The organism is Arthrobacter stackebrandtii, from assembly GCF_017876675.1.
GTDB classification, from domain to species: Bacteria; Actinomycetota; Actinomycetes; order Actinomycetales; family Micrococcaceae; genus Specibacter; species Specibacter stackebrandtii.
Genome location: NZ_JAGIOI010000001.1, coordinates 1,382,538 through 1,406,439 on the forward strand (window position 1 = coordinate 1,382,538; position 23,902 = coordinate 1,406,439).

Here is a 23,902-nt window from a genome sequence, read left to right on the forward strand (position 1 = left end):
CGGCCCCTTCCCTTGGAAAGCGCTTACCGGATAGTGTGGACAATAACTTGTCATGCACACCCGCTCCGCATCGAACAGACAGAACGGAACCACCCTTGACCACCACGGCCCCCTCAGCTGCCATCGGCACGCCCCTTCCCCGCATCGCACTGGTTGGCGTGCACGGATTCGGCGCCCACCACCTCGTCAACCTGGACAGGCTGCAGGCCCAAGGCGCCCTGGACCTCGTTGCCGTCGCTGACCCCAACCCGCCGGAGGCCGGCCGGCTGGCAGGCTCGGTCGCGGTGTTCAACAACCTCGAGGAGCTGCTCGCCGCCGGAACCGCCCCCGACGTCGTCATCATCGCAACCCCGATCCAGACGCACGCCGCCCTGGGCCTGGCCGCGCTGGCGGCCGGAGCGGACGTCTACCTGGAAAAGCCCACGGCCGCATCCATGGCCCAGTTCCACGAACTCCGCCAGGCCGCCGAGGCCGCCGGCAAGGCCGTCCAGATCGGCTTCCAGTCGCTGGGTTCGCTGGCCCTGCCGGCCCTTGCCGCCCTGATGGCCGACGGCGGACTGGGCACCATCCGCGGCTATTCCGCCACGGGTACGTGGGTGCGCGACAAGGCCTACTACCAGCGCTCGCGCTGGGCGGGAAAGCGCACCATCAACGGCGTGGATGTCGTGGACGGTGTCACCACCAACCCCTTGGCCCACGCCGTGGCCACGGCCCTGCACATCGCCGGGATCCGCTCCGCCAACGCCATCGAAACCGTGGAGACGGACCTGTACCGGGCGCACGACATCGAAGGCGACGACACCTCCGCGGTGCGCATCACGCCCAAGGAGGGACCCGCCGTCGTCAGCGCACTGACCGTGTGCGCAGCGGATCAGACGGAGCCGTTTGTCACCGTCCACGGCACCGCCGGCACCGCCGTGTTCCACTACACGCAAGACATCCTGGACATCACCACGGAGTCGGGCACCACCAGCGAAAGCTACGCGCGCACCGACCTCCTGGAGAACCTGCTCACCCACCGCGCAGACGGCACGCCGCTGCTGAGCTCTCTGGAAAACAGCGGTGCGTTCATGAGCGTGTTGGAGGCCGTGCGCACCGCGGACGACCCGCACCGGATCGCCCCTGAACACATTGAATGGGTGGGGGAAGGAACCGCCGCGCACCCGGTCGTAGCGGACATTGGAGCCTGGATCACGCGCGCGACGGCGGCGCAGGCCACCTTCTCCGAACTGGGCGCACCCTGGGCGCGGCCCGCCGGGGCAACGGACACCATTGAGGTCTCCGGCACCGAGGTGGCCCGCGAAGTCAGCGGCCGCCGGATCGCACCGACGCTGTCGCCGCGCCCGTACCTGCACCCGGTTTCCACCATGGGCGGGACCGTCGTCACCGATGCGATGCCCCTGGACCACGTGTGGCACCTCGGTGCCGGCGTGGCGCTGCAGGACGTCAACGGCGTGAATTTTTGGGGCGGCCGGACGTATCGGCGCGAAGAAGCCGGCTACGTCTGGCGCCCCGACCACGGCCGGATCGAACGGATTTCATCCGTTGACAACGGCGCCTCCCGGACGGAGCGGCTGGCGTGGTTCGGCCCGGACGGGGCGGAACTCCTGCAGGAGGAACGCTCCTGGAGCTGGGAACAGGCCGACGGCGGTGCCTGGACCCTGCGGCTCTCCTTCACCCTGGCCCCGGCCGGCAGCGAACCCGTCAGCCTGGGCAGCCCCGGCTCCAACGGCCGGGAAGCCGGCGGCTATGGCGGCTTCTTCTGGCGCCTGCCGGAGGCGGCAAACATCAACGTCCGAACTCCGCTGGCGTCCGGTGAAGACGCCGTGCACGGCAGCACCGCCCCCTGGCTGGCCTGGTCCGCGGACTTCGCCGGCCGGCCCGCAACCCTCGTGTTCACCGCCCCGCCCGAAGCCAACGACCCCTGGTTTGTCCGGGCGTCCGGCTACCCGGGTGTGGGATCTTCCCTGGCCTGGGACGCCCCGGTGGTGCTGGCGCCGGGCGAATCACTGACCAGGAGCCTGACCGTCACGATCGCCGACGGCCTGGCCACCGACGAACAAATCAAGAATTGGACCACACGCGCATGAACCCCTCAACAATCCTCGCCGACACCAGCACCGCCGCACCCGGTTCAGTCCTTCCTGACACGTCTGCCGCCGACCGCGCGGCCAAGCGCGCCCGGGTCCTGGACATCCTTGCCGCTGCGGGCCGGGACTCCGTCCTGTTGACCAGCCAGAGCGCCGTCAGCTGGTACCTGGACGGCAGCCGCGTGGGCATCAGCCTGGCCGGGGACCCCATTGCCGCTGTGCTGGTCACGGCCGGCGGCGACCACGTGGCGACGTTCAACAACGAGGCCGAACGGCTGGCGGCCGAAGAGCTGCCCGCGGATGTCACCCTCCACGAGGTGCCCTGGCACGGTTCCCTGACGGACGTTTCCGCATGGTTCGGCGCGGGTGTTGCACCGGCGGCCGAGGCGGAGCTGGCCGACGCGCTGCGCCTGGCCCGCCGCTCGCTGCTGCCGGGCGAGCTTCACCGCTACGAGGCGCTGTGCCGCGACGCTGCGGAGGCCCTGACGGAGGTGCTGACCCATGTCACGCCCCGGACCACCGAGCGCGACATCGCGGCGTCCCTGGCCGGACACCTCGTTGCCGCCGGGGCCGACCCGCTGGTGCTGCTGGCCAACGGCGCCTCCCGCGTCGCGTTCCGCCACCCCCTGCCCACGGATGCCGTGCTGGGGCGCCGGGCCATGGCTGTGGTGTGTGCACGCCGCGACGGCATGATCGCCAACGTGACCCGGTGGGTGAGGTTCGACGGCGGCACCCCGGCAGAGCTCGATGCTGAAGCCCGCATCACCGCCGTCGAGGCAGACATCTTCGATGCCACGGTGCCAGGTGCCACGGTCGCAGAAGTACTGGCCGAAATCCGCGCAGCCTACGACCGGCACGGCTTTGGCCCGGACCAGTGGCGCCTGCACCACCAGGGCGGGCCGGCCGGGTATGCCGGCCGCGACCCCCGGGCCACCGACGCCGTCACGGACACCGTGGTCCTGAACCAGCCCTTCACCTGGAACCCCTCGGGTCCCGGCGTGAAAATCGAGGACACCGTGCTTCTGGAGGCAGGCGGCATCCGCCCGCTCAGCCTGGACCCGCACTGGCCTGCAACAACAGTCAACGGGATCCTGCGTCCCCAGACGCTGCAACTGTAGCGAGCCCACCAAGCCGAGGACGTGGCAAAGTGGCGAGGACGTGGGAAATTTCCCACGTCCTCGCCACTTTGCCACGTCCTCACGCTTCAGGAGTTACCCCAACTGCAGCACGCCGTCCACGCGGCGGGGAACGCCCAGCGGGTTGGCCTCGCGCAGCGCCTCAGGCAGCAGCGCTTCCGGGGCGTCCTGGTAGGCAACGGGGCGCTGGAAGCGGCGCACCGCCGTCGCTCCAACCGAGGTAAACAGCGATGTGGTGGCCGGGTAGGGCCCGCCGTGCTGCTGTGCCCAGTTCACGGACACGCCGGTGGGCCAGCCGCCAAAGAGCACGCGCCCGGCCAGGCCGGTCAGCTGGTCCACGAGGGCTGCGATGTCCTCGCCATCCTCAGCCTGCACGGTCGCCGTCAGACTGCCGGGAACGAGGGCCAGGGCCTGCGCGAGTTCCGCGTCGGAGGCGTATTCAATGAGCAGCGTGGTGGGGCCGAAGCACTCCTCCAGCAGCTCCCCCGGGCGCGCTATGACGCCGGCCGCCGTGGTCGAGAAGACCACGGGCGCGGCCCCGTCGGCCTCGGCATCCTGGCCGGTGCTGCCGCTGAGCAAGTCCACGCCCGGCTGGGCGGCCAGGCCGGCAAGCCCCGCCGGGTACGCTGCTGCAATGCGGTCCGTCAGCATGGGCGCAGCCCCCTTGCCGGCGCACTCCGCCGCGACCTCGGCGCCAAAGCTGCTGCCCGCCGGAACGAAAACGAGGCCCGGCTTGGTGCAGAACTGGCCTGCGCCCATCGTGAAGGACGCTGCAAGCCCGGCCGCGAGCTGGCTGCTGCGTGCGGCCAGCGCGGCCGGGGTGATGACCACGGGGTTCAGGCTGCCCAGTTCGCCGTAGAACGGGATGGGCTCCGGGCGGGACACGGCCAGGTCGAAGAGCGCCCGGCCGCCGGGGATGGACCCGGTGAAGCCCACCGCCTTGATGAGCGGGTCCTGCACCAGCGCAGCCCCTGCCTCGCGGCCGGCGACCAGCGCGAACAGGCCGGCGGGAGCACCGGCGTCGGACAAAGCCTGGGTGACAATCTCGGCGGTGCGCTTTGACAGTTCCAGGTGGCCGGAGTGCGCCTTCACAATGACGGGGCAGCCAACGGCCAGCGCGGAGGCTGTGTCGCCGCCGGCCACGGAGAAGGCGAAGGGGAAGTTCGACGCCGAGAAGACGGCCACCGGGCCCACGGGGCGCAGGATGCGGCGCAGGTCGGGAGACGGCGGCGTTGCGCCGGGGTTGGCGTGGTCGATCACGGCTTCCAGGTAGGAGCCCTCCGTGATGACGCGCGCGAACAGGCGCAGCTGGCCGGTGGTGCGGGCCACCTCGCCAGTGAGCCGGACGGTGCCGAGGCGGGTTTCGGAATCGGCAATCTCCACGAGTTCGGCCACGTTGGCGTCGAGGGCGTCGGCGACGGCCAGCAGCCAGGAGGCGCGCACGGCGTCGCTGGCGGCAGCTGCCGGGCCGGATGCTGTGTGGGCGGCGGCGGTCAGGTCTTGGAGTTCTTGCGTTGCGGTCTGCACGGAGGGTTCCTCTGCTTCGGGGTCGGGATGGAACAAGGGGCCGGTTGGGACCGGGCGGATGGTGCCAGGTGGCCCTGTGGGTGGCGGGGCCGGCCGGTGCGCGGGCCCCGCCGGATGCCCTACCGGGCGGGGATGCCTGCGGCGAACTGCAGGCCCAGTCCGGGCACGCCAGTGCCGGAGAGCCGGCTGTCCCGGATCGTGACCGGCGACGGTCCTGCCAGGATGCCCAGCTGCTCGAAGGATGCATCTTCCACGTCCTCGACGGCAACCGGGTTGGCCAGGGTCAGCGCCAGCTGCCCGGACAGTTCCGGGAGCAGGTGCGGAGCCACGGCGATGCTGTTGGTGCGGGCCAGCTCAACGATCCGGCGGAACGGGGTGATGCCGCCAACCCGGACAATGTTGGGCTGGATGATGTCCGCTGCCTCCGCGTCGATGAAGTCGCGGAAGCGCTGGATGGTGTGTACGTTCTCGCCCAGGGCGATGGGCACGGGCGAGTGCTTGCGCAGCCGCCGGTATGCCCAGAGGTCGTCGGCGCGGATGGGTTCCTCCAGCCAGTGCAGGTTGAACTGCTCCAGCCGGGACAGCGCCCGGATGGTGGTGGGCAGGTCCCAGCGCTGGTTGGCGTCGATCATCAGGGCACGGTCCGGGCCGATGACGCTGCGGACCGCAGCCACGCGCTCCACGTCCTCGGCGATGTCGGGCTTGCCCACCTTGATCTTCACTGCGCTGTGGCCTGCGGCAACCCACCGTTCGGCCTGCGCCACGAGCTCCTCGAGCGTGTAGTGCAGGTTCACGCCGGATCCGTAAACCTCCACGGATTCGTGCCGCTGGCCCAGTAATGCCGGCACCGAAACACCCCCGTTGCGGGCGGCCAGGTCCCAGAGCGCCAGGTCCAGCCCCGCCATGGCGATGGTGGTGAGCCCCCCGCCGCCGGCCTCGTGCAGGCGCAGCCACAATGCGTCCCACACTGGTTCCGGATCGGAGGGAAGGCCAACGGCGAATCCGGCAATGTCATGGTCCAACAGTGCCTTGACTGCCCGGGGCCCGATGGTCGGCGTCCAGGAGAACCCGTGGCCGGTGCCGCCGTCGTCCGTTTCCACCGTGGTGGCGATGATGTGGTTTTCCGGTGCCTCCACCCCCCAGCTGCGGCGCAGCGGCACCGTCAGCAGGCGGGTGGTCAGGGCCGTGATCTTGGCGGTCATGGGTCAGGCCGTGTCAGGCGGTGGCCAGCGCGTGGCTGGCGGCCAGCTCGTGGCCCTTGGCCAGGATGTCAGCCAGGCGGCCTTCCTGCTCGGCGGTGGGATTGACCAGCGGCGGGCGGACGGGGCCAACGGGCAGCCCGGCCTGGCGGATGCCGGCCTTGATGAGGGAGACGCCGAATCCGGGGACCTCGTCGCGCAGGCGGACCAACGGTGCGTAGAAGCCCTCGATCAGTTCGGCGCGGCGTTCCTCGTTGCCGTCCATGTAGGCGCGGTAGTAGGCCGTGGCGATTTCCGGCGCCATGGCGAAGGCTGCCGACGAGTACAGCGGCATGCCGAGGCCTCGGTAGGCGCCCTGGGTCAGTTCGGCGGTCAGCAGGCCGTTGAAGAACTGGAAGTCCTCGCGGCCCGTGGCACGCACGGCGGAGACGATTTCCTGGGCCAGGCCCACGTCGCCCACGCCGTCCTTGAAGCCGATGACCTTCGGGTTCGCAGCCAGCTTCACCATGGAAGCGGCGGAGAACTTGGCGTTGGCGCGGTGGTAGACGATCACGGGCAGTGCGCTGGCGGCGGCGATGGCCTCAATGTAGGCCACGAGCCCGTCCTGCGGTGCACCGACCAGGTACGGAGGCAGGACCAGGAGGGCGTCGGCGCCAACCTCGGCTGCGGCACGGGCCGAGTCCAGGGCGTGGCCCAGAGGGCCGCCGGCACCGGCAATGACCGGCACGGCGCCGTTGACAACCTCGACGGCGGCCTGCACCACGGTGCGCACCTCGGCAATGCTGAGGGCATGGAATTCACCCGTTCCGCAGGCGGGGAAGATGCCGCCCGGGCTGAACGGCAGGCGGGAGGCGATGTGCTCCTTGAGAAGGGCAACGTCAACGCTGCCTGCTTCATTGAACGGGGTGACGGGAAAGAAAAGGACGCCTTCGAACTTCATGGTTTCTCCTAGTGTGAGGCGGCGGATGCAAGGTCCGCCCGGTTGGTGTCGGTGAGCTCGGTGCGCCAGCTGCGCTGCGGCGTCCAGCCCAAAACTTTTTGTGCCTTGGCAATGGAAAAGGCCGGGCTTGTGCCGGTCAGCCCGGCAGCCAGGGCTTCGCTGCCCGGCAGGAATTGCGGCATGAGCTTGTCCAGCGGTTCTTTTGCGAGAGCATCTGCGGCGCCCACAAAAAAGGTCTGGGCGTTCTCGATTGAATCCATCTTCTCCAGCAGCACGGCCAGGAAGTCAGCCACGTCGCGGGCATCGACGTAGTTGAACAGTGCCGGTGCGGACAGGGCAGGATCGGCCAGCCGCTCCGCGAGCGTGTGGCCCTGTTGGGTGGGTGCGCCCTCCCATTCCTCCGGGGAGATGACGTAGCACGGCCGGAACGCGGCATACCGCGTGGTGTGGCCGTGCGCCGTGGCGAACATGCGCATGACCTGCTCGGCCACCAGCTTGGACAGCGCGTACGCGTTCCAGGGCTTCGGCTCGGTGTTTTCATCCAGCGGGAAGCTCTCCGGCAACCATCCTGAGGGGTTCCCGTAACCCAGGACGGTGGGGCTGGAGGCGGTGACGATCCGTCCCACCCCGTTCTCGGTGGCGGCCGCGAAAACGTTGTACGCCAGCATGGTGTTCGTCCTGAGGATCACGTCTTCCGGCGCGCTGAAGGGAACGGCGATCGCTGCCAGGTGGATGACGGCGTCGGGCGTGTGCCGGGCCATGACCTCCTGCACCGCCGCCGCGTCGAGCAGGTCAATGGATTCCTGCACGACGCCGGCCGGCGCAGGGTCCCCCGGCAGGGCGCCGCGGTCCACGGAAACCACGGTGTGGCCCGATGCGGCAAAACCGGCAACGACGCTGCGGCCGAGGCGGCCGGAACCGCCGGTGATGAGAACAGTGCTCATGGATCAGCCTTCCTTGTTGTTGTCCGTGTGGCGGGACAGCTCGGCGCCCAGGCCCAGTGAGGGAATGCTGACGGGAAGTCCGGTGACCAGGGAGTCGTTGCCGGCGATGCCCACGGACACGGCGCGCAGCCCGTCCATGTAGCCGGAGGGGCGGCCCAGCGGGTCCTCTCCGGGGCCGTTGAACAGGTCTGCGAGCAGCAGCACGTCGCCGCCGCCGTGGCCGCCTTCGCCGTTGACGATCTCTACCTCGCGGGCAGCCTCCCAGTGGCGCTGGACCACGAGCCGCTCGCCGTTGCGGCGCACGGCATCTTCCTCATCGACGGGGGTGGCGCTGGGGTCCAGGACGTTCTTCTTGTCGTTGCTGTCGTGGACTGCCGCCCGCTCGACCACCTCCAGTTCGGCGCGGCCCTCGGTGCCGTTGACGGCCACGCGGTAGCCTTCCCACGGGCTGTGGGCGTTGAGGGAGTAGCTCAAGGTGGGTCCGCCGTCGTAATCCACGGTCAGGGCCATGTTGTCCTCGATCGTAATGCCTGCGGAGAACACGTCCTGGTCCCGGATGTAGCCGTCAAACTTTTCGTTCGCCAGGTACAGGGCCGCCAGCTTGTCGTCCTCGCGCATGTCCAGGGCAAAGGGGTCGCTGACGCCGTCGAGGGTGCCGCGCGCGGGGCGTTCGCCGAGGCCGCGGTCCGCTGCATTCTCCGCGCCGTAAAAGCGCAGCCCGCCGGAGGCGTAGACGCGGGCCGGCGAATCGTTGAGCCACCAGTTGACCAGGTCAAAGTGGTGGGAGGCCTTGTGGATGAGCAGGCCGCCTGAGTTCTTCTTCTCGCGGTGCCAGCGGCGGAAGTAGTCGGCGCCGTGGACGGTGTCCAGCATCCAGCTGAAGTCGATGCTGGTGACCTTGCCGATGGCGCCGCTCTGGATGATCTCCTTCAGGGCGCTGTTGCGCGGGGAATAGCGGTAGTTGAAGGTGACCACCACGTTGCGCCCGGTTGCCTCGATCGCCTCGGTGATGCGCCGGCAGCCCTCGGCATCGATGGTGAGCGGTTTTTCCACCACGACGTCGGCTCCTGCGTTGAGTGCCTCGACAATGTAGTCCGCGTGGGTAAAGTCGGGCGACGTGACGATGACACGGTCTATGCCGTTGTCCCTGATGAAATCAGTCAATTCTGCCGGGTCAAAGGAGGACGGGGCCGGCGCAGGGTTGCCGTGATCGGCACCGAGGCCACCGGCCAGGGCCGTGTAATAGCCGGTGCGGCCGGGATTGACGTCGCCGATCGCCACCAGTTCGGCCACGTCGGCGTGTGCGCCCATGATGGCTTGCACGTACATTTCGGCACGTGATCCGGCACCGACGAGGGCAAAACGGGTCTTCTTGTTCGACGGCGCTGCTGCGTCCGTTCCGGCTGCTGCCACTGCGGTACTCATGAGCTTGGATGACCTTTCACAACGCTGTAATGGATTCATGCCCCCACTTTTCACGGCTTCCCTTTGAGTGGCCGGGCGTATTGGGGTAGATTTTGAGAAAGCGTTTTCTCAATCCCATATATGATTTGTATCAACAGTCCGGGCGTCCCGTCAAGGGCAGGCAGCGCGGCCGCCGATTTGATCCCGCCCCCTAGTCAAAAAGGAACCTCCATGGCCAAGCGAGACCGACCCGCCCGCATAGGGATATCCGACGTTGCCGCGAAGGCAGGAGTCTCGCTGGCGACGGTTTCCCGGGTCATGAACGGGAACTTTCGCGTTGACCCCGACATCGCAGCCAGGGTGCGTGCGGCAGCGACAGAGCTGAAGTACCAGCCGAACCCCATGGGCCGCAACCTGGCGCGGGGGAAAACCGACACGATCGGCGTGGTCGTGCCGGACCTCGGCAACCCCACGTTCCAGGGCGTGTTGCGCGGTGTCAGCCGGGCAGCAGCACACGACGGCTACCGGGTGCTCATTGCCGACTCCTCAGAAGTTTCCAGCGAGGAATCGATTCTGGCCGGGGAAGCCCGCAGGAGATGTGACGGCGTGGTGCTGTGTGCACCGCGCATGGGCTCGTCTGAATTGGAGGAGCTGGCACCGAGCCTGCATCCACTGGTGTTGGTCAACCGCACCACCGACGCCGAGGACAGCCCCAGCGTGATGGTGGACTACGGCCAGGGCATCCAGGATCTCGCCACGCACCTGGCCGACCTTGGACACGTCCGGATTGCCTATGTCTCAGGACCTGAGAGCAGCGCATCCAACGCGCTGCGCCTGGCCGGACTGGAAAAATTCAAGCAGGGCCACCCGCACGTTGAGCTGGCCATCCTGCACAGCGGCTCCACCTTTGAAGACGGTTACGAGTCTGCCGGCGATGTGGTCGCATCCGGGGCCACAGGGATCCTGGCGTTCAACGACCTGACCGCCATGGGCCTGCTCAGCAGCCTGAATGAGCGCGGCATCAAGGTGCCGGAGGACGTCTCCGTCACGGGTTTCGACGACATCCCGTTCGCCCAGTACACCACGCCTCCCCTGACGACGGCGGCCGTGCCGATCACCGAGGTTGGCGAGCATGCCTGGGCGCAGATGCGGGACCTGCTCAACGGCACATCGACCACGGAATCCGTGCAGGTCTTCCAGCCCCACGTGGTGGCACGCGGCAGCACCGGGGTCCCGGCGAAGTTGAAGGCCAGTTCGCCGAAATAGCCGGATGGGCCAACGATCCCGAAGGCCCCAAGGTCCAGACGCGCCAGCGCCTGGACCTTGGGAGCCGACGGGTGGGCCCACGGCGGCAAGAGCCCCGCGCCGAGGAACGAGGTGTGGGAGCCGACGGGTGGGCCCACGGCGGCAAGGGCCCCGCGCCGAGGAACGAGGTGTGGGAGCCGCCGGGGATCAGCGCAACGGGTTGAAGTGGTGCATGGTGGCGGGAGGGGTGTTGCCCGTGAGCCCGGCCGCCACCATCTTGCCGGTGAGCGGGCCCAGCGCGATCCCCCACATGCCGTGGCCGCCGGCCACGTGCACGCGCGGCGACTTCGTGGCGCCCACGAGAGGGAAGCCATCCGTGGTGCAGGGCCGCGAGCCCACCCATTCCTCTGCCCGGTCCTCCCAGTTGATGCCGGTGAACATGGGCGAGGCCGCATCAACGATCGCCTTGATGCGGCGCGGGTCCAGGGGCGCGTCGGCATCGCGGAACTCCATCATGCCGGCCACCCGGAACCTGTCGCCCAGTGGCGTGCACGCCACGCGTTGCGCCGGGAAGTAGATGGGGTGGGTGGGCATTTCGTCGGGAACCACAGTGAAGCTGTAGCCGCGCCCGGCCTGGACCACCCGCTTGACGCCGAACTTGCGCGCGAGCGTCCCCAGCCACGCACCCGTGGCGAGGACAACGGCGTCGGCCTTGATGAGCCGGCCCTCTGAGCCGACCACATCCACCCCGGCGCCGGTGTCGCGGACGTCGAACACGGTGAAGGCGGTGGCAAGGGTCGCGCCGCGGGCCACCACGGCTGCTGCGAGCGCCTGCATGAACGCCGGCGGGTGGATGAAGCGCTGCTTGTGAATCTGGATGCCGGCCACCACACCGCTGCCAAGCGTGGGCTCCAGTTCACGGATCTCGGCCCCGTCCATGAGGCTGAAGTCCACGTCGCCGCCGGTTTCCCGGATGACATGGAACTCCTTGACCAGGGCGTCGCGGTCCTTGAGCGAGGCAAAGCCGGTGAGGAACGGCTCGGCAGGATAAGTGGGCTCGGCCATGGCGGGGGTGCCGGCGGCAATCTCGTCGAAGGCATCAATCCCTGAGCGGCCAATCTCGGCGAAGATCGCCATGGCGGCCCGCCACTTGCCGGGCGTGCAATTGCGGGCAAAGCCCAGCAGGAACTTCAGCAGGGCGGGGTCGGTGGAGGCCGGAATGTACAGCGGCGAGGCCGGATCCAGCATGGCCTTGACCCCGTACGTCAGCACGGACGGCTCACTCAGCGGCAGGGTCAGGGCCGGGGTCAGCCAGCCCGCGTTGCCCCAGGACGAGCCCGACGCCACCTCGCCGCGTTCCACCACGGTGACCTTGATGCCCTGCTCCTGCAGGTACCAGGCCGTGGACAGCCCAATGATTCCCGCACCAACAACAACTACATGCCCAGGCGCCTTTGCACTGACCACGATTCACACTCCTCGCGCGATTGGCCGGCCTGCTGCCGACGCTGTTCCCAACATAATCATGTTTGGCACTTCCCCCAAATGGCGCTCGCGCGAAAGCACGACGGCGCGTCCCCCGCTTGGGTGGGGAACGCGCCGTCGTGCCTGGGTTGGGTTGGTTGACGGGAGGGCTAGTTGACGGGCGGCCCCGTCACCTTGATGCCGGTCCAGCCGTGGAGGGATCCGTCCCCGTTGAACAGGACCAGCTTGTTGTTGCCGGGCCGGGTGCTGTCCGGGGTGGTCACCGTGATGGTGCCGTCCTCGGATGCCTTGTGCCAGCCGAGGCCGCTCTCGTTGAGGTAAACGTAGAACAATTCGCCGGCGGCCAGGTTGGCAAGCACCACCTCGGAGGCGCCACGCGGGAACTTCTCCTTGTCCAGGCCAAGATCAAGCTGGGTGTCCTTCTTGAGCGTCTTGGCATCGGCCGGGGCCGGCGCGGGTGCCGGCTCCGGGTGGACGGCCTCCCCTGGTGCCGGTTCGGCGCCCGTGTAGGCGATGCTCGGTGCCGCCGGCTTCGCCATGCCCTCACCCAGGAAGTACGAGGTGTGGGGAGGCTGGTTGTAGGCGGTGTTCTGCCAGGCCACGCCCATGCGGTAAACCGGGTCCGATTGCAGGGTTCGCAGCCGGTTCTCGGTCAGATCCACGGTGGTGGCGATGCGCAGAGCCGAGGAGTCGTCCAAACGGGTCACGATTTCCTCGCGCCAGTCGCCGAAGAGATCGGCCTGCAGCGAGGGGTTGCCCTTGGTGTCGTTGTTGGACAGGGTTCCTTCCGCACGGTAGACCTCCTTGCTGGTGTTGGTGGTCCAGTCCCACTTGGAGATGGTGGGCACCCCGGTGCGGGTTTCTTCGGTCCAGGCATGGTCGGTGATCTCCCGCAGGAGGTCCCCGTCCCACCAGGTGAGGAAGTTGGCTGCCGGGATGGACGTGCTGATGAGTTCGCCGTTGGCGGCCACCAGCTGTCCCACGGGCGAGTTCCATGCTGCGTCGCCGCCGATGGCCCAGCCTTCGGCACCGGGGTGCGTCGGGTCGATGTCGGCCATGGCGCCGCGGCCGGTGTCCTTGATGGCCGGAATCGACCAGAGCACCTCGCCGGTGGCGGCGTCGCGGAAGGTGGCGCCGATGCCGTGCTTGGAGGGTGCTTCCTCGTGGGTGGCAAACACCTCCAGGCCGGGACGGGACGGGTCAAAGTCGGAGACATGGAGCGCGTCGCCGTGGCCCAGCTTCGTGTTGTACAGCACCGAGCCGTTGTCGTCGAGGGTCATGGAGCCGAAGACGATCTCATCCTTCTGGTCCCCGTCAACGTCGGCCACCGAGAACTGGTGGTTGCCCTGGCCGCGGTACTCGTCGCCGGCCTGGTTGGAGTCAAACACCCAGCGCTCGTTGAGCGAGGTGCCGTCGAAGTCGTAGGCGGCAACAACGGTGCGGGTGTAATAGCCCCGGCTGAAGACCACGCTGGGGTGCTCGCCGTCGAGGTGGGCCACCCCGGCAAGGAAGCGGTCCACGCGGTTGCCGTAGCCGTCGCCCCACGCGCCCACATCCCCGCGTTCCGGGGTGTAGTCGATCGTGTCCACGGCGGCGCCGGTCTCGCCGTTGAAGACGGTGAGGTATTCGGGGCCGGTGAGCACGTAGCCGCTGGAGTTGCGGTAGTCGGCCCGGGCGTCGCCAATCACGGTGCCCACGCCGTCAACCGTGCCGTCTGCCGTCTTCAGCGTGACCTCGGCCTTGCCGTCGCCGTCCAGGTCGTAGACCTGGAACTGGGTGTAGTGCGCACCGGCCCGGATGTTCTTGCCCAGGTCGATGCGCCACAGCCGGGTGCCGTCCAGCTTGTAGGCGTCCACGTACACGATTCCGGTGTAGCCGGCCTGCGAGTTGTCCTTGGAAATGGATGGGTCCCACTTCAGGATGATCTCGTAGCTGCCGTCTCCGTCAACGTCGCCGATGGAGGCGTCCGAGGCCCGGTATGTGTAGGGCTGGCCGTCCTTGGTGTAATCGTCGGCCGGCTTGTCCAGCGGCACGTCAAGCGTCTGGGAATCCCACACCGTGAAGGGCTCGGTGGCCCACAGCTCGGCACCGTTGAGCACCGTGGAAATCCGGTAGCTCGAGGCCGCTGTGCCGCCGGCGTCCAACACGTTGGTGCTGCCGGTGACGGGCGCCCCGGTGACCAGTTCGCCGTCGCGGTAGACGTTGAACGCAATCGCCTCGGGGTCAAGGCCCAGCATGCGCCAGCCCACGTAGACGCCTTCTCCGGTGGCCACGGCCACGGGTGCCCGGTCCAGGCGTTCCGCCTGGCGGACCAGGGTGGTGACTGCTTCGGTGGTGACGGTCCCGGACTTCTCCGAGACGCCGCCGCCGTTCACTGATGCCACGGCGTACTTGTACGCAATGGTGGTCAGCACGCTCGTGTCCTTGTACTCCGTGCCCCCGGCACGCCCCAGCAGCTTGAAGTCGCTGAAGCTGCCGTCGGCCTTCGCATCGGCGCGGAACACCTGGTAGAACAGGGCCCCGTCCGCTGCAGGCCAGGACAGGGAGACGTCGTTCTTGTTGACGGCGCCCAGGACGGGTTGGCCGGGGACGGCGGCCTTGGCCACGGAGGAGTCAACGGTGGCCACTTCGATGGTGTTGGACGGCACGGACTCGGCGCCGGAGACGTCCAGGGTCACCACGTAATAGCTGTAGTCCAGGCCGATCTCGGCGGTGGAGTCAAGGAATTCCGACGCCGTTGCCTCCCCGAGCGGTTCGGCCGCCTCCGCGGTGCTGGACTTGCGGTAGACGCGGTAGCTGCCCGCGTCGGTGCCGGTCCAGGCCAGGGAAACAGTTGCGGATGCGTCGCCGATGGAGACGTCCGTGGCTGCGAGCGCGGACGGTGCCAGCAGCAGCGGCGTGATCTCAATGCCGTTCAGGCGTGAGGAGCTGCCACCCATGACGATGTTCAGTTGGCCGTCCAGAACCTGAACAGGCTGGCTGAGCTTGGCCGAGACCGAGCCCTTGCCGGCATTGGAGGCGCCAAAGTCCTTGCCCTCAATGATGACGTCCGACTTGGACGTGCCAATCCAGTCGCCGTTGTACGTCTTGACGGCGTAGCTGCCGTTGGGGACGTCCACGGCAAACTCATGCGCCGAGGTGGGCAGCAGGAAGTCGCGTTCCAGGTCGTTCGGGGCCGGGGTGAAGCCGGTCCCCCGGTCGCGCCCGCCCAGGCCGCTGACGTTCAGGAAACCCCAGCCCTTCTCCTTGCTGTACAGCGATTTTTCGCTGGCCTCAAGGTAGCCGGGCATGAGCGGGTTGCCGGCCAGTTGCACGTCAAACTTGTACAGCGGCGCCTTGGTCAGCACCCGCACGGTGTTCGACGGCGCCGAGTCGCCCTTGGCGTTGACGGCCACCACCCGGAAATCATAGGAGGCGCCCTCGGCAAGGTTCCCCACCGTTGCCTGGGGCAGGGTGGATGTTGTGACCATGGACCAGGCCGAGTCTGCGGCATCGGCGTCCTTGCGGAACACCTTGTAAATGTCGGCGCCGTCCACGGCGGCCCACGTCAGCTGTGCCCCGGCGTTGGAAATGGATCCCGCCACGAGATTCGCCGGTGCCGCAGGAACCTCGGCGGGGGCTTCCGCCTCCACCACCTGGGCAGCCAGGGGAATGTCCAGCTTCGCCACATCGGCGGCCACCAGGCGCGCCATCTGGATGGCGCCGTATTCCTGGAAGTGGGTGTCGTCGGCCGTTCCGGACGGACGCGAGGGATAGACGCCTGCCGGCACATGGAGGAAGACGGACAGTGCCGACTCCGGACCGATGCTGTCCAGGTAGGCGCGGGAGGATGCGGAGAGGTCCACGAGTCCGGTCCCGGTATCACGGGCCAGCTCGCTGGCAGCGGCAACGTACTCGGGGAAGGAGACGTTGAATGCTCCGGTGTCTGCATTGAAGGAACGACGCGACACCGGGGTCACCAGGATCGGCGTTGCCCCGCGCTGGACGGCGCCGTCCACGTAAGTGCGCAGGTATTCGGCGTAGTCGGCCGGGGCCGCATACCTGTCGTCAACACCCTTGCTGTTGTCGTTGTGGCCAAACTGCACGAAGAGGTAGTCGCCGGGGCGGATGCCGCGCAGGACCTCGTCGAGGCGGCCCTGGCTGATGAAGTTCTTGGAGCTTCGCCCGCCGATCGCCTTGTTCTCCACCACGACCCCGTCGGAGAGGTAGCGGTCAATCATCTGCCCCCAGCCGGCCTGCGGCGCGTAGTCGGAGGTGTAGCTCTGCACGGTGGAGTCGCCCGTGACCCAAACAGTGGGCTTGGCGCCTGCCTGCCGGGGTGACTTTTGTGTCAGCACCAGTGCGTTGATGTTGGCGGCAGTGCCGCCAAAGTCCAGGTTGAGCTGCCCGTCCACCACGGCGATGTCGAAGGACATCTCCAGGTACTGGCCGGCGGCCTTGGCTGTTTGCTGCACCTTGGCCATCTGCTCGGCCGTGATGGAAATGTCGGTTGCCCCTGCGGCGTCCCCGGCAATCACGTCGACGGTGTAGTCGGCATTGGGCACATCCACCACAAATTCAGTGTCGCCGACGGTGGCAAAGTCGCTGCGGAGGGCGTCGCTGCCGCCCCTGTCGGTGGCTGCAACGGCTGCAGGGTTCACAAATCCGGCGCGGCTTTCGGCCGTGTACGCCGTGCCGGCGCCAATGCCCACCGCGTTGGCGGCGACGGCGCCGCTGCCGAAGTCAAAGGTGAGCGATCCCGACGTCGGAAATTCTGCCGGGGTGGCCGGCAGGGAGGAGACCGCGGCCGACGACGAAACGGACAGCCCCTTGGCGTCCCTGGCCTGAACCTTGTAGAAGTGGACCTTGGTGGTGTCCACGGGGTCGGTGGTGAAGACATCGCCGGTGGTTTCGGCAACCTTCGTGTAGGCGCCGTCAACGGTGTCGGCGCGCGAGACCACGTAGCCGGCAGCGTTCGCCACCTCGTTCCAGCGCAGCGTGACGCCTTGCTCGTCCACGTGGGCCATGCGCACCGCCGTCGGCGCCGCAATCGCGGAGGCCGGCGGGTCAGTGGGCTCCGTGGTCGGCGGGTCCGTGGGCTCCGTGGTCGGCGGGACATCCGTGGCCGCGGTGATGACGATCGCGTTGACATAGCCGCCGGCACCTTCGCCGGTGATGTCAATGGTCAGCTGGCCGTCGGCAACCGTGGTCTGCCACGTCTGCGTGGTGACCGTCTGGCGTGCCTGAACTGTTCCGGCGGCTGCCCCTTCAAGGGAAATCTTGGTCTTGGTGGTGGAGGTTCCGGCCAGCTGGTCGCCGGAACGGATCTCCACGTCATAACTGCCGTTGGGCACGTCCACGGCGAAACCCCAGGCGGTGCCGAGGACAAAATCGTCATTGACGTCGTCGGCCGGGGTCATGCCGCGGTGGCGGGAGACGGGCTCCACACCGTCAACGGGAACGATCCCGAAGCCGGCGGCGGCCGTGTACAGGGTCCCCTGGTTGACACCGGTCCACCCGGAGCCCACGGGGCTTGACGGGGTGCCAAAGTCAAAGGACCAGCGCTCGGGTTCGGCCGCGGACACCGCCGGCAGGCCCAGCAGGGCCATTCCGCATGCCGCAGTCACGGCGACGGCAGCCCTGGCGGGATATCGATATTTGGGTGGGGCTTGCATGCATCACTCCTTGATTCGGTGGACTGCCCGGACGCGGACTGCTTCCGATCCATAAGGGCACTATGTATCGATTCAAATTCTGGCCCGGCAAAATCCCGGCCGTAATTTCCGCAAGTCCAAGCAGTTTTTGCCTGCCGTCGGGCGCATTGAATGCGGCGGCCGCTGCACACGGCGGATCCCTGGGGCATAATGTGGGGTAGCCCACATCTGAATCGATACAACCATAGATTGTTAGCGTTCACAAGGCTTTTTCTCCCGAAGTCGCCGTATGACGGCCCGCCCGCCCGCACCACAAAAGGATTCCCATGCTCCACGCCACGCTCCGCCTGCCCGAACCCCCAGCCGACACCACGCACCGCCCCGTCGCCGCAGAAGGCGGCAGCACAGGGGCGGCCGGCCTGCCGGGAACCGGCACCATCACCGCCAACAGCCGCCACCTCAGCCGGGACGGTGCGCCATGGTTCCCCGTCATGGGCGAATACCATTTCAGCCGCCAGGATCCCGGGCAGTGGCGCACGGGGCTGGAACGCATGAAGCAGGGCGGCATCACTGTTGTCTCGACCTACGTTTTCTGGAACCACCACGAAGAACACCAGGGCACTTTCCGCTGGACCGGCAGCCGCAACCTGCGCGCCTTCGTGGAACTCTGCGCCGAACTGGGGCTGGACTCCGTGGTGCGCATCGGGCCGTGGGCCCACGGCGAGGCCCGCAACGGCGGATTCCCCGACTGGCTCCAGGCCCTGCCCGTCAACCACCGCAGCGACGATCCTGCCTATCTCGCCCACGTGCGGCCCTTCTTCTCCCAGGTTGCGGACCAGCTCAGCGGACTGTTCCACGGCGGCGGCCCGATCGTCGCCGTGCAACTGGAGAATGAGCTGTACGACCAGCCCGGGCACATCCTTACCCTGAAGCACATGGCGCAGGAGCTTGGCATGGCCCCGCCGCTATGGACGGCCACGGCCTGGGGCGGCGCACAGCTGCCGGCCGGAGAGGTGCTCCCGCTCTATGGCGGCTACCCCGAAGCATTCTGGGAAGACGCCCATCCCGGCTGGGCCCGGGGCAGCAGGAAGCACTACTTCTTCAGCCACATCCGTGACGACCATTCCATCGGCGCCGACCTGCGCCCCACGGCCGATTCCGGCACCGCAGCTGAGATGGCGGCACCCTATGCCACCTGCGAGTTGGGCGGCGGCATGCCCTCGGCCTACCACCGCCGGCCCATCATTCCCGCCGCGGACGTCTCCGCACTGGCCCTGGCCAAGATCGGCAGCGGCTCGGTGTGGCAGGGCTACTACATGTTCCACGGCGCCTCGCAGGGCCTGGGCGAGCTCTCCACCTTGCAGGAGTCCCAGTCCACCGGCTACCCCAACGACCTCCCCGTCATGAGCTACGATTTCCAGGCGCCGCTGGGCGAGCACGGCCAGGTCCGGGAGTCGTACCACCGGCTGCGGGCGCAGCATTTGTTCCTTGCCGAGGCGGGCCCCGGGCTTGCCGGAATGCCCATGACCCTGCCGGACACGGTCCCCGCCGGCCTGGACGATGCCGAAACACTCCGCTGGTCCGTGCGCAGCGACGGCCGGGCCGGCTTCATCTTCGTCAACAACCACCAGCCCTCCACCGATGCGCTCGGGGCCAAGGAAGGCGTCCAGTTCAGCGTCACATTGGCCGACGGCGCCCGGCTCAGCATTCCCCGCCGGCCCGCAACCATTGCGGCGGGAGCGCACTTTGTGTGGCCGTTCAACCTGCCGCTGGGCCACGGCGCCACGCTGGTGCACACCACGGCGCAGCTGCTCACGAGCCTGCCGGTTGGACCGCGGACCTGCTTCGTGTTTTCCCGGACAGAGGGCGTGGACACCGAGTTTGAGGTTGCCCTGCCCGCGGACGACGGCGGCACCCGCCAAACGATTCAGCTGGCGGTTCCGCCGGGGCCCGGTCCCGTGGAATTGCCCGTCACGGACCGCGTGTCCATCTTGCTCATTGACGGCGACGATGCCCTGCGCGCCTGGAAGGCCGACTTTGCCGGGGCACCCCGCATCATCCTGGCCGACTCGCTCCTGGCCTCGGCCGGCACGCTGCGGCTGGACATCACCGCACCCCGGCAGGAGGTTGGCATCTATCCGCCCGTGGACAATGTGGCGGCGGTGCCCGGCGATGTCGAGGCTGCCGTCTCACGGCTGGGCGGCGGCGGGCCGCTGGACCGGTTCACGGTGGAGGTCCCCGCCGGATCCCTCGCCACGGCAGGTTCCGCCGAGCTGCTGCAGGAGGCTGCGGGGCCCGCTCCCCTGCGCACGGGCGGGGTGCACGGGCGCGCCGCCGCACCGCTGGACAGCGATTATGAGACGGCCGCCCTGTTCCAGTTGGACTTCACTGCCGAACAGCTGCCGGAGACCGGGCAAAACCTGTTGCGGATCAGCTGGACCGGCGATGCCGCACGGGCGTTCATCGCCGGGGCGCTGGTTTCGGACAACTACTGGAACGGGCTGGCCTGGGCCATCGACCTGGCGCCGCACCGGGACGCGCTGCTGCGCCACGGGCTGCAGATCCGGGCCTTCCCGCTCAATCCCGACGCACCAATCTACGTGGACGAGTCCATCAGGCCTGGGCGAACCACCCTTGACATCCCAGACGTCCGCATCCTGCACCGGAGGCACATGGTCCTGACGGGCCGCTGACGCCCCGCGGCGCCGTCAGCCCCCGGGAAAGTACTTGGTTCCAGGGTGGCTGGCGGCGACAACCGCCCGCAAATCCTGCAGTGCGGCGGGCGCCGCACCGGCCGCACGTGCCTGGACCAGCACATTGCCCAGCGCCGTCGCCTCCACGGGCCCGGCCACAACGGGCAGGCCCGTCGAATTGGCGGTGATCTGGCACAGCAGCTCATTCTGGGAACCGCCGCCCACAATGTGGATGACCTCCACGCGCCGGCCCGACAGTTCCTGCGCCTGCCGCACGGTGCGGGCGTAGGAGGCCGCGAGGCTGTCCAAAATGCAGCGCACGACGGCGGGTGCCCGGCTTTCCAGTCTCCCTCCCGTGGCGCTGACAGCGGCCCGGATGCGGTTGGGCATGTTCCCGGGGGCGATGAAGGCTTCTGAATCAACGTCGATGAGCGGGCCCCCTGCCGGTTCGGCCGCCGCGGCAGCGAGCAGCCCGGCGAGGGACAGCGCGGGTGATGCGGGCGCGGAAGCCGGGGACCCGGCGTCGAGCGCCTCCTCTTCCCAGGAGCGGATCGACTCGCTGAGCAGCCACAGCCCGCCCACATTGCGCAGGTAGCGGGTGGTGCCGTCCACACCGCGCTCATTCGTGAAGTTCGCGGCGCGGCTGGCCTCCGCCAGGACCGGGGCGTCCAGCTCCACGCCCACCAGCGACCACGTTCCGGAGGAAATGTAGGCAAAATTGGGGCCGTCGGCGGGGACGGCGGCCACGGCGGAGGCGGTGTCGTGCGAGCCGACGGCCACCACCGGAGTGCTTCCCGGCAGCCCCGTTCGCGCGGCAGCATCCGGGCGCAGCGTGCCGATGGTTTCCCCGGGCTCAATGAGCGGCGGGAACAGCCTGTCCGGCAGGCCCAGGGCGGCCAGGAACTCGGTGGCCCACTCCCCCGCCACGGCGTCGTACAGGCCCGTGGTGGAGGCGTTGGTGGACTCGGTGCGGCGGTTGCCGGTGAGCTTGAACGCGATGAGATCGGGGATCAGCAGCGCCTGCAGCCCGGTGAGATCCCGGCCGGCGGCCTGCTCGGCAGCCAGCTGGAAGACCGTGTTGAACGGCAGGTGCTGCAGGCCGGTGGTTTCATACAGCCGCTCAGGACCGAGCAGGCCATGGACCCTGCCCACTTGCGTGGCGCCGCGCCCGTCCCTGTAGCTGAACGGGGGCCCCTGGAGTGTTCCGGCAGCGTCGACCAGCCCGTAGTCCACGGCCCAGGTGTCGATGCCGATGCTGGCGACCACGCCGCCAACGGCCGACGCGTGGTCCGCGGCGGCCCGCAACCCGGTGAGCACCTCGGCGAACAGGGCATCGAAGTCCCAGTGCAGGGCGCCTTCACGTTCCACCACGCCATTGGGGAAGCGGTGCACCACGTGCAGTTCGGCCGTCCCGCCCCCAACACCGCCGACGATGACGCGCCCTGAGGACGCGCCAATGTCGACGGCGGCAAACAAAGCCGTGGCGGGCGCGGCAGGGGCAGCGCTCATCGCAGGAAGGCTGCTGCCACGCCGGCGTCGACGGGAATGTGCAGGCCGGTGGTGTGCGAGAGCTCGGCGGAGGTGAGCACGGCGGCGGCGTTGGCCACGTTTTCCGGCAGCACCTCGCGCTTGAGCAGGGTCCGCTGCGCGTAGTATTCGCCCAGTTTTTCCTCGTCCACGCCGTACACTGCCGCGCGCTTGGCGCCCCAGCCGCCGGCGAAGATGCCGGAGCCGCGGACCACGCCGTCGGGGTTGATGCCATTGACCCGGACACCATACTCGCCCAATTCGGCGGCGAGCAGGCGCACCTGGTGGGCCTGATCGGCCTTGGTGGCCGAGTAGGCGATGTTGTTCGGGCCCGCGAAGACGGAGTTCTTGGACGAGATGTAGATGATGTCCCCGCCCATGTCCTGCTCGATCAGCACCTTCGCGGCGGCCTTGGACACGAGGAAGGAGCCCTTGGCCATGACGTCGTGCTGCAGGTCCCAGTCCTTTTCGGTGGTTTCCAGCAGTGGCTTGGAGATGGACAGCCCGGCGTTGTTGACCACCAAATCAAGGCCACCGAATGCCAGCACGGCAGCATCAACGGCGGCACGCACGGCGGATTCGTCCGTGACGTCGGCCTGGATGCCGATGGCCACGTCCGGCCCGCCAAGCTCCAATGCGACGGCCTGGGCCGCCTCCAGGTTCAAGTCGGCGATGACGATGCAGGCGCCGTCGGCGGCCAGGCGGGTGGCGATGGCCTTTCCAATGCCCGACGCCGAACCGGTCACCAGGGCGATCCGGGTGGCGTGCGACTTGGGCTTGGGCATCCGGGCCAGCTTGGCTTCCTCCAGCGCCCAGTATTCGATGCGGAACTTTTCCGCCTCGTCGATGGGGGCGTAGGCGGAGAGCGCCTCGGCGCCGCGCATGACGTTGATGGCGTTGAGGTAGAACTCCCCGGCCACGCGTGCGGTCTGCTTGTTGGCGCCGTAGGAGAACATGCCCACGCCGGGAACCAGCACGATGGCCGGGTCCGCGCCGCGCATGGCGGGCGAATCGGGCAGCGCGTTGCGGTCGTAGTAGGCCGCGTAGTCCGTGCGGTATGCGGCGTGGAGTTCCTTCAGCCGTGCGATGGAGTCCTCCACCGATGCGTCAGCGGGCAGGTCCAGGATCAACGGGGTGACCTTGGTGCGCAGGAAGTGGTCCGGGCAGCTGGTGCCCAGCGCACCCAGGCGCGGGTGCTCTGCCGAGGCCAGGAAGTCCAGCACGGCGGCGTCGTCATTGAAGTGGCCCACCGCGGCCTTGTCCGTGGAGGCAAGCCCGCGGATGGTCGGCGCCAATGCGGCTGCCTTGGCGCGGCGCTCCCCCTCGGACAGCGCACCGTAGCCGGGCAGTGCAGCACCGAACGGGTCCTTGCGGCCGTTTTCCCGGATGTAGGCCTCGGCGGTTTCAATGATCCACAGCGAGTTTGCTTCGGCTTCTTCGCTGGTGGCGCCCCAGGCGGTGATCCCGTGTCCGCCGAGGATGGTGCCGACGGCTCCCGGGTTGTTGTCCTTGATTGCGGCAATGTCCAGGCCCAGCTGGAAGCCGGGGCGCCGCCACGGCACCCAGGCAACCTTGGAACCGAAGATTTTAGCGGTCAGTTCCTCGCCGTCGGCCGCCGTGGCGATCGCGATGCCGGAGTCCGGGTGCAGGTGGTCGACGTGGGCGGCCTCGACCAGGCCGTGCATGGCTGTGTCGATCGACGGCGCCGCGCCGCCCTTGCCATGCAGGCAGTAGTCGAAGGCGGCAACCATCTCGTCCTCGCGCTCAACACCCGGGTAGCTGTTGACCAGGGCGCGCATGCGGTCCAGGCGCAATACGGCCAGTCCGGATTCCTGCAGGGTGCCCAAGTCTCCGCCGGAGCCCTTGACCCACAGCAGTTCCACATCTTCCCCGGTGACGGGGTCCGTGGCAGTGCCCTTTGCGGATGTGTTGCCGCCCGCGTAGTTGGTGTTGCGCTTGTCCGCACCCAAACGGTTGGAGCGGGCGATCAACGCGGCCACCGTGTCGGTGCCGGCCGGCGCGGTGGCGGGGGCCGCCGTCGTGCCTGGTTTGTCAGTCCTGGTGCTCTGCTCGCTCATG

Annotated in this window: 13 protein-coding genes; 4 read left to right on the plus strand and 9 right to left on the minus strand. The window is 68.4% G+C overall.

Going from position 1 to position 23,902, the window contains the following annotated elements; translation table 11 throughout:
- The first annotated feature begins 95 nt into the window (after nt 1–95).
- Nucleotides 96–2,090, plus strand: coding sequence for a DUF6807 family protein (locus JOF48_RS05760; RefSeq protein ID WP_209678313.1), 1,995 nt, complete (start codon nt 96–98; stop codon nt 2,088–2,090).
- Nucleotides 2,087–3,208 carry a M24 family metallopeptidase gene (locus tag JOF48_RS05765; RefSeq protein WP_209678316.1) on the plus strand — a complete coding sequence of 374 codons (1,122 nt, stop codon included), beginning with the start codon at nt 2,087–2,089 and terminating at the stop codon, nt 3,206–3,208. The genes JOF48_RS05760 and JOF48_RS05765 overlap by 4 nt, the downstream gene beginning before the upstream one ends.
- 93 nt (nt 3,209–3,301) lie before the next feature.
- Here the strand turns inward: JOF48_RS05765 and JOF48_RS05770 are convergent, their stop codons facing one another.
- The 5 genes from JOF48_RS05770 to JOF48_RS05790 form a co-directional block, all read right to left on the minus strand.
- Entirely contained in the window at nt 3,302–4,753 is a 1,452-nt protein-coding gene (locus JOF48_RS05770; protein WP_209678317.1) for an aldehyde dehydrogenase (NADP(+)), read from the minus strand.
- Nucleotides 4,754–4,872: 119 nt separating this feature from the next.
- Nucleotides 4,873–5,955, minus strand: coding sequence for a mandelate racemase/muconate lactonizing enzyme family protein (locus JOF48_RS05775; RefSeq protein WP_209678318.1), 1,083 nt, complete (start codon nt 5,953–5,955; stop codon nt 4,873–4,875).
- Between the two features lie 13 nt (nt 5,956–5,968).
- The gene (locus JOF48_RS05780) at nt 5,969–6,892 is read right to left on the minus strand and encodes a 5-dehydro-4-deoxyglucarate dehydratase (RefSeq protein ID WP_209678319.1); all 924 of its coding nucleotides are present in this window, start codon (nt 6,890–6,892) and stop codon (nt 5,969–5,971) included.
- An 8-nt stretch (nt 6,893–6,900) separates the two neighbouring features.
- Nucleotides 6,901–7,836 (minus strand): NAD-dependent epimerase/dehydratase family protein, encoded by a 936-nt coding sequence (locus JOF48_RS05785; protein WP_209678320.1) that lies wholly within the window; start codon nt 7,834–7,836, stop codon nt 6,901–6,903.
- A 3-nt stretch (nt 7,837–7,839) separates the two neighbouring features.
- The gene (locus JOF48_RS05790; protein ID WP_209678322.1) at nt 7,840–9,261 is read right to left on the minus strand and encodes a Gfo/Idh/MocA family protein; all 1,422 of its coding nucleotides are present in this window, start codon (nt 9,259–9,261) and stop codon (nt 7,840–7,842) included.
- Nucleotides 9,262–9,471: 210 nt separating this feature from the next.
- Here JOF48_RS05790 and JOF48_RS05795 point away from each other — a divergent pair, with 210 nt between their 5' ends.
- Nucleotides 9,472–10,506, plus strand: coding sequence for a LacI family DNA-binding transcriptional regulator (locus JOF48_RS05795; RefSeq protein WP_209678324.1), 1,035 nt, complete (start codon nt 9,472–9,474; stop codon nt 10,504–10,506).
- A 186-nt stretch (nt 10,507–10,692) separates the two neighbouring features.
- Here the strand turns inward: JOF48_RS05795 and JOF48_RS05800 are convergent, their stop codons facing one another.
- Nucleotides 10,693–11,952: an NAD(P)/FAD-dependent oxidoreductase gene (locus tag JOF48_RS05800; protein WP_209678326.1), complete on the minus strand. Its 1,260-nt coding sequence runs from the start codon at nt 11,950–11,952 to the stop codon at nt 10,693–10,695.
- Between the two features lie 167 nt (nt 11,953–12,119).
- The gene (locus JOF48_RS19860; RefSeq protein WP_281067960.1) at nt 12,120–17,624 is read right to left on the minus strand and encodes a rhamnogalacturonan lyase family protein; all 5,505 of its coding nucleotides are present in this window, start codon (nt 17,622–17,624) and stop codon (nt 12,120–12,122) included.
- 305 nt (nt 17,625–17,929) lie between these two features.
- On the opposite strand from JOF48_RS19860, the gene JOF48_RS05810 reads away from it, so the two are divergent.
- Complete coding sequence (locus tag JOF48_RS05810; RefSeq protein WP_209678329.1) at nt 17,930–20,296, plus strand: beta-galactosidase; 2,367 nt, start codon at nt 17,930–17,932, stop codon at nt 20,294–20,296.
- Nucleotides 20,297–20,311: 15 nt separating this feature from the next.
- Here JOF48_RS05810 and JOF48_RS05815 read toward each other — a convergent pair whose 3' ends face one another.
- Both JOF48_RS05815 and JOF48_RS05820 read right to left on the minus strand, forming a co-directional pair.
- Nucleotides 20,312–21,805: a rhamnulokinase gene (locus JOF48_RS05815; RefSeq protein ID WP_209678333.1), complete on the minus strand. Its 1,494-nt coding sequence runs from the start codon at nt 21,803–21,805 to the stop codon at nt 20,312–20,314.
- Nucleotides 21,802–23,901: a bifunctional aldolase/short-chain dehydrogenase gene (locus tag JOF48_RS05820; protein ID WP_209678336.1), complete on the minus strand. Its 2,100-nt coding sequence runs from the start codon at nt 23,899–23,901 to the stop codon at nt 21,802–21,804. Before JOF48_RS05820 ends, JOF48_RS05815 begins: the two co-directional genes overlap by 4 nt.
- Nucleotide 23,902: the final 1 nt, after the last annotated feature.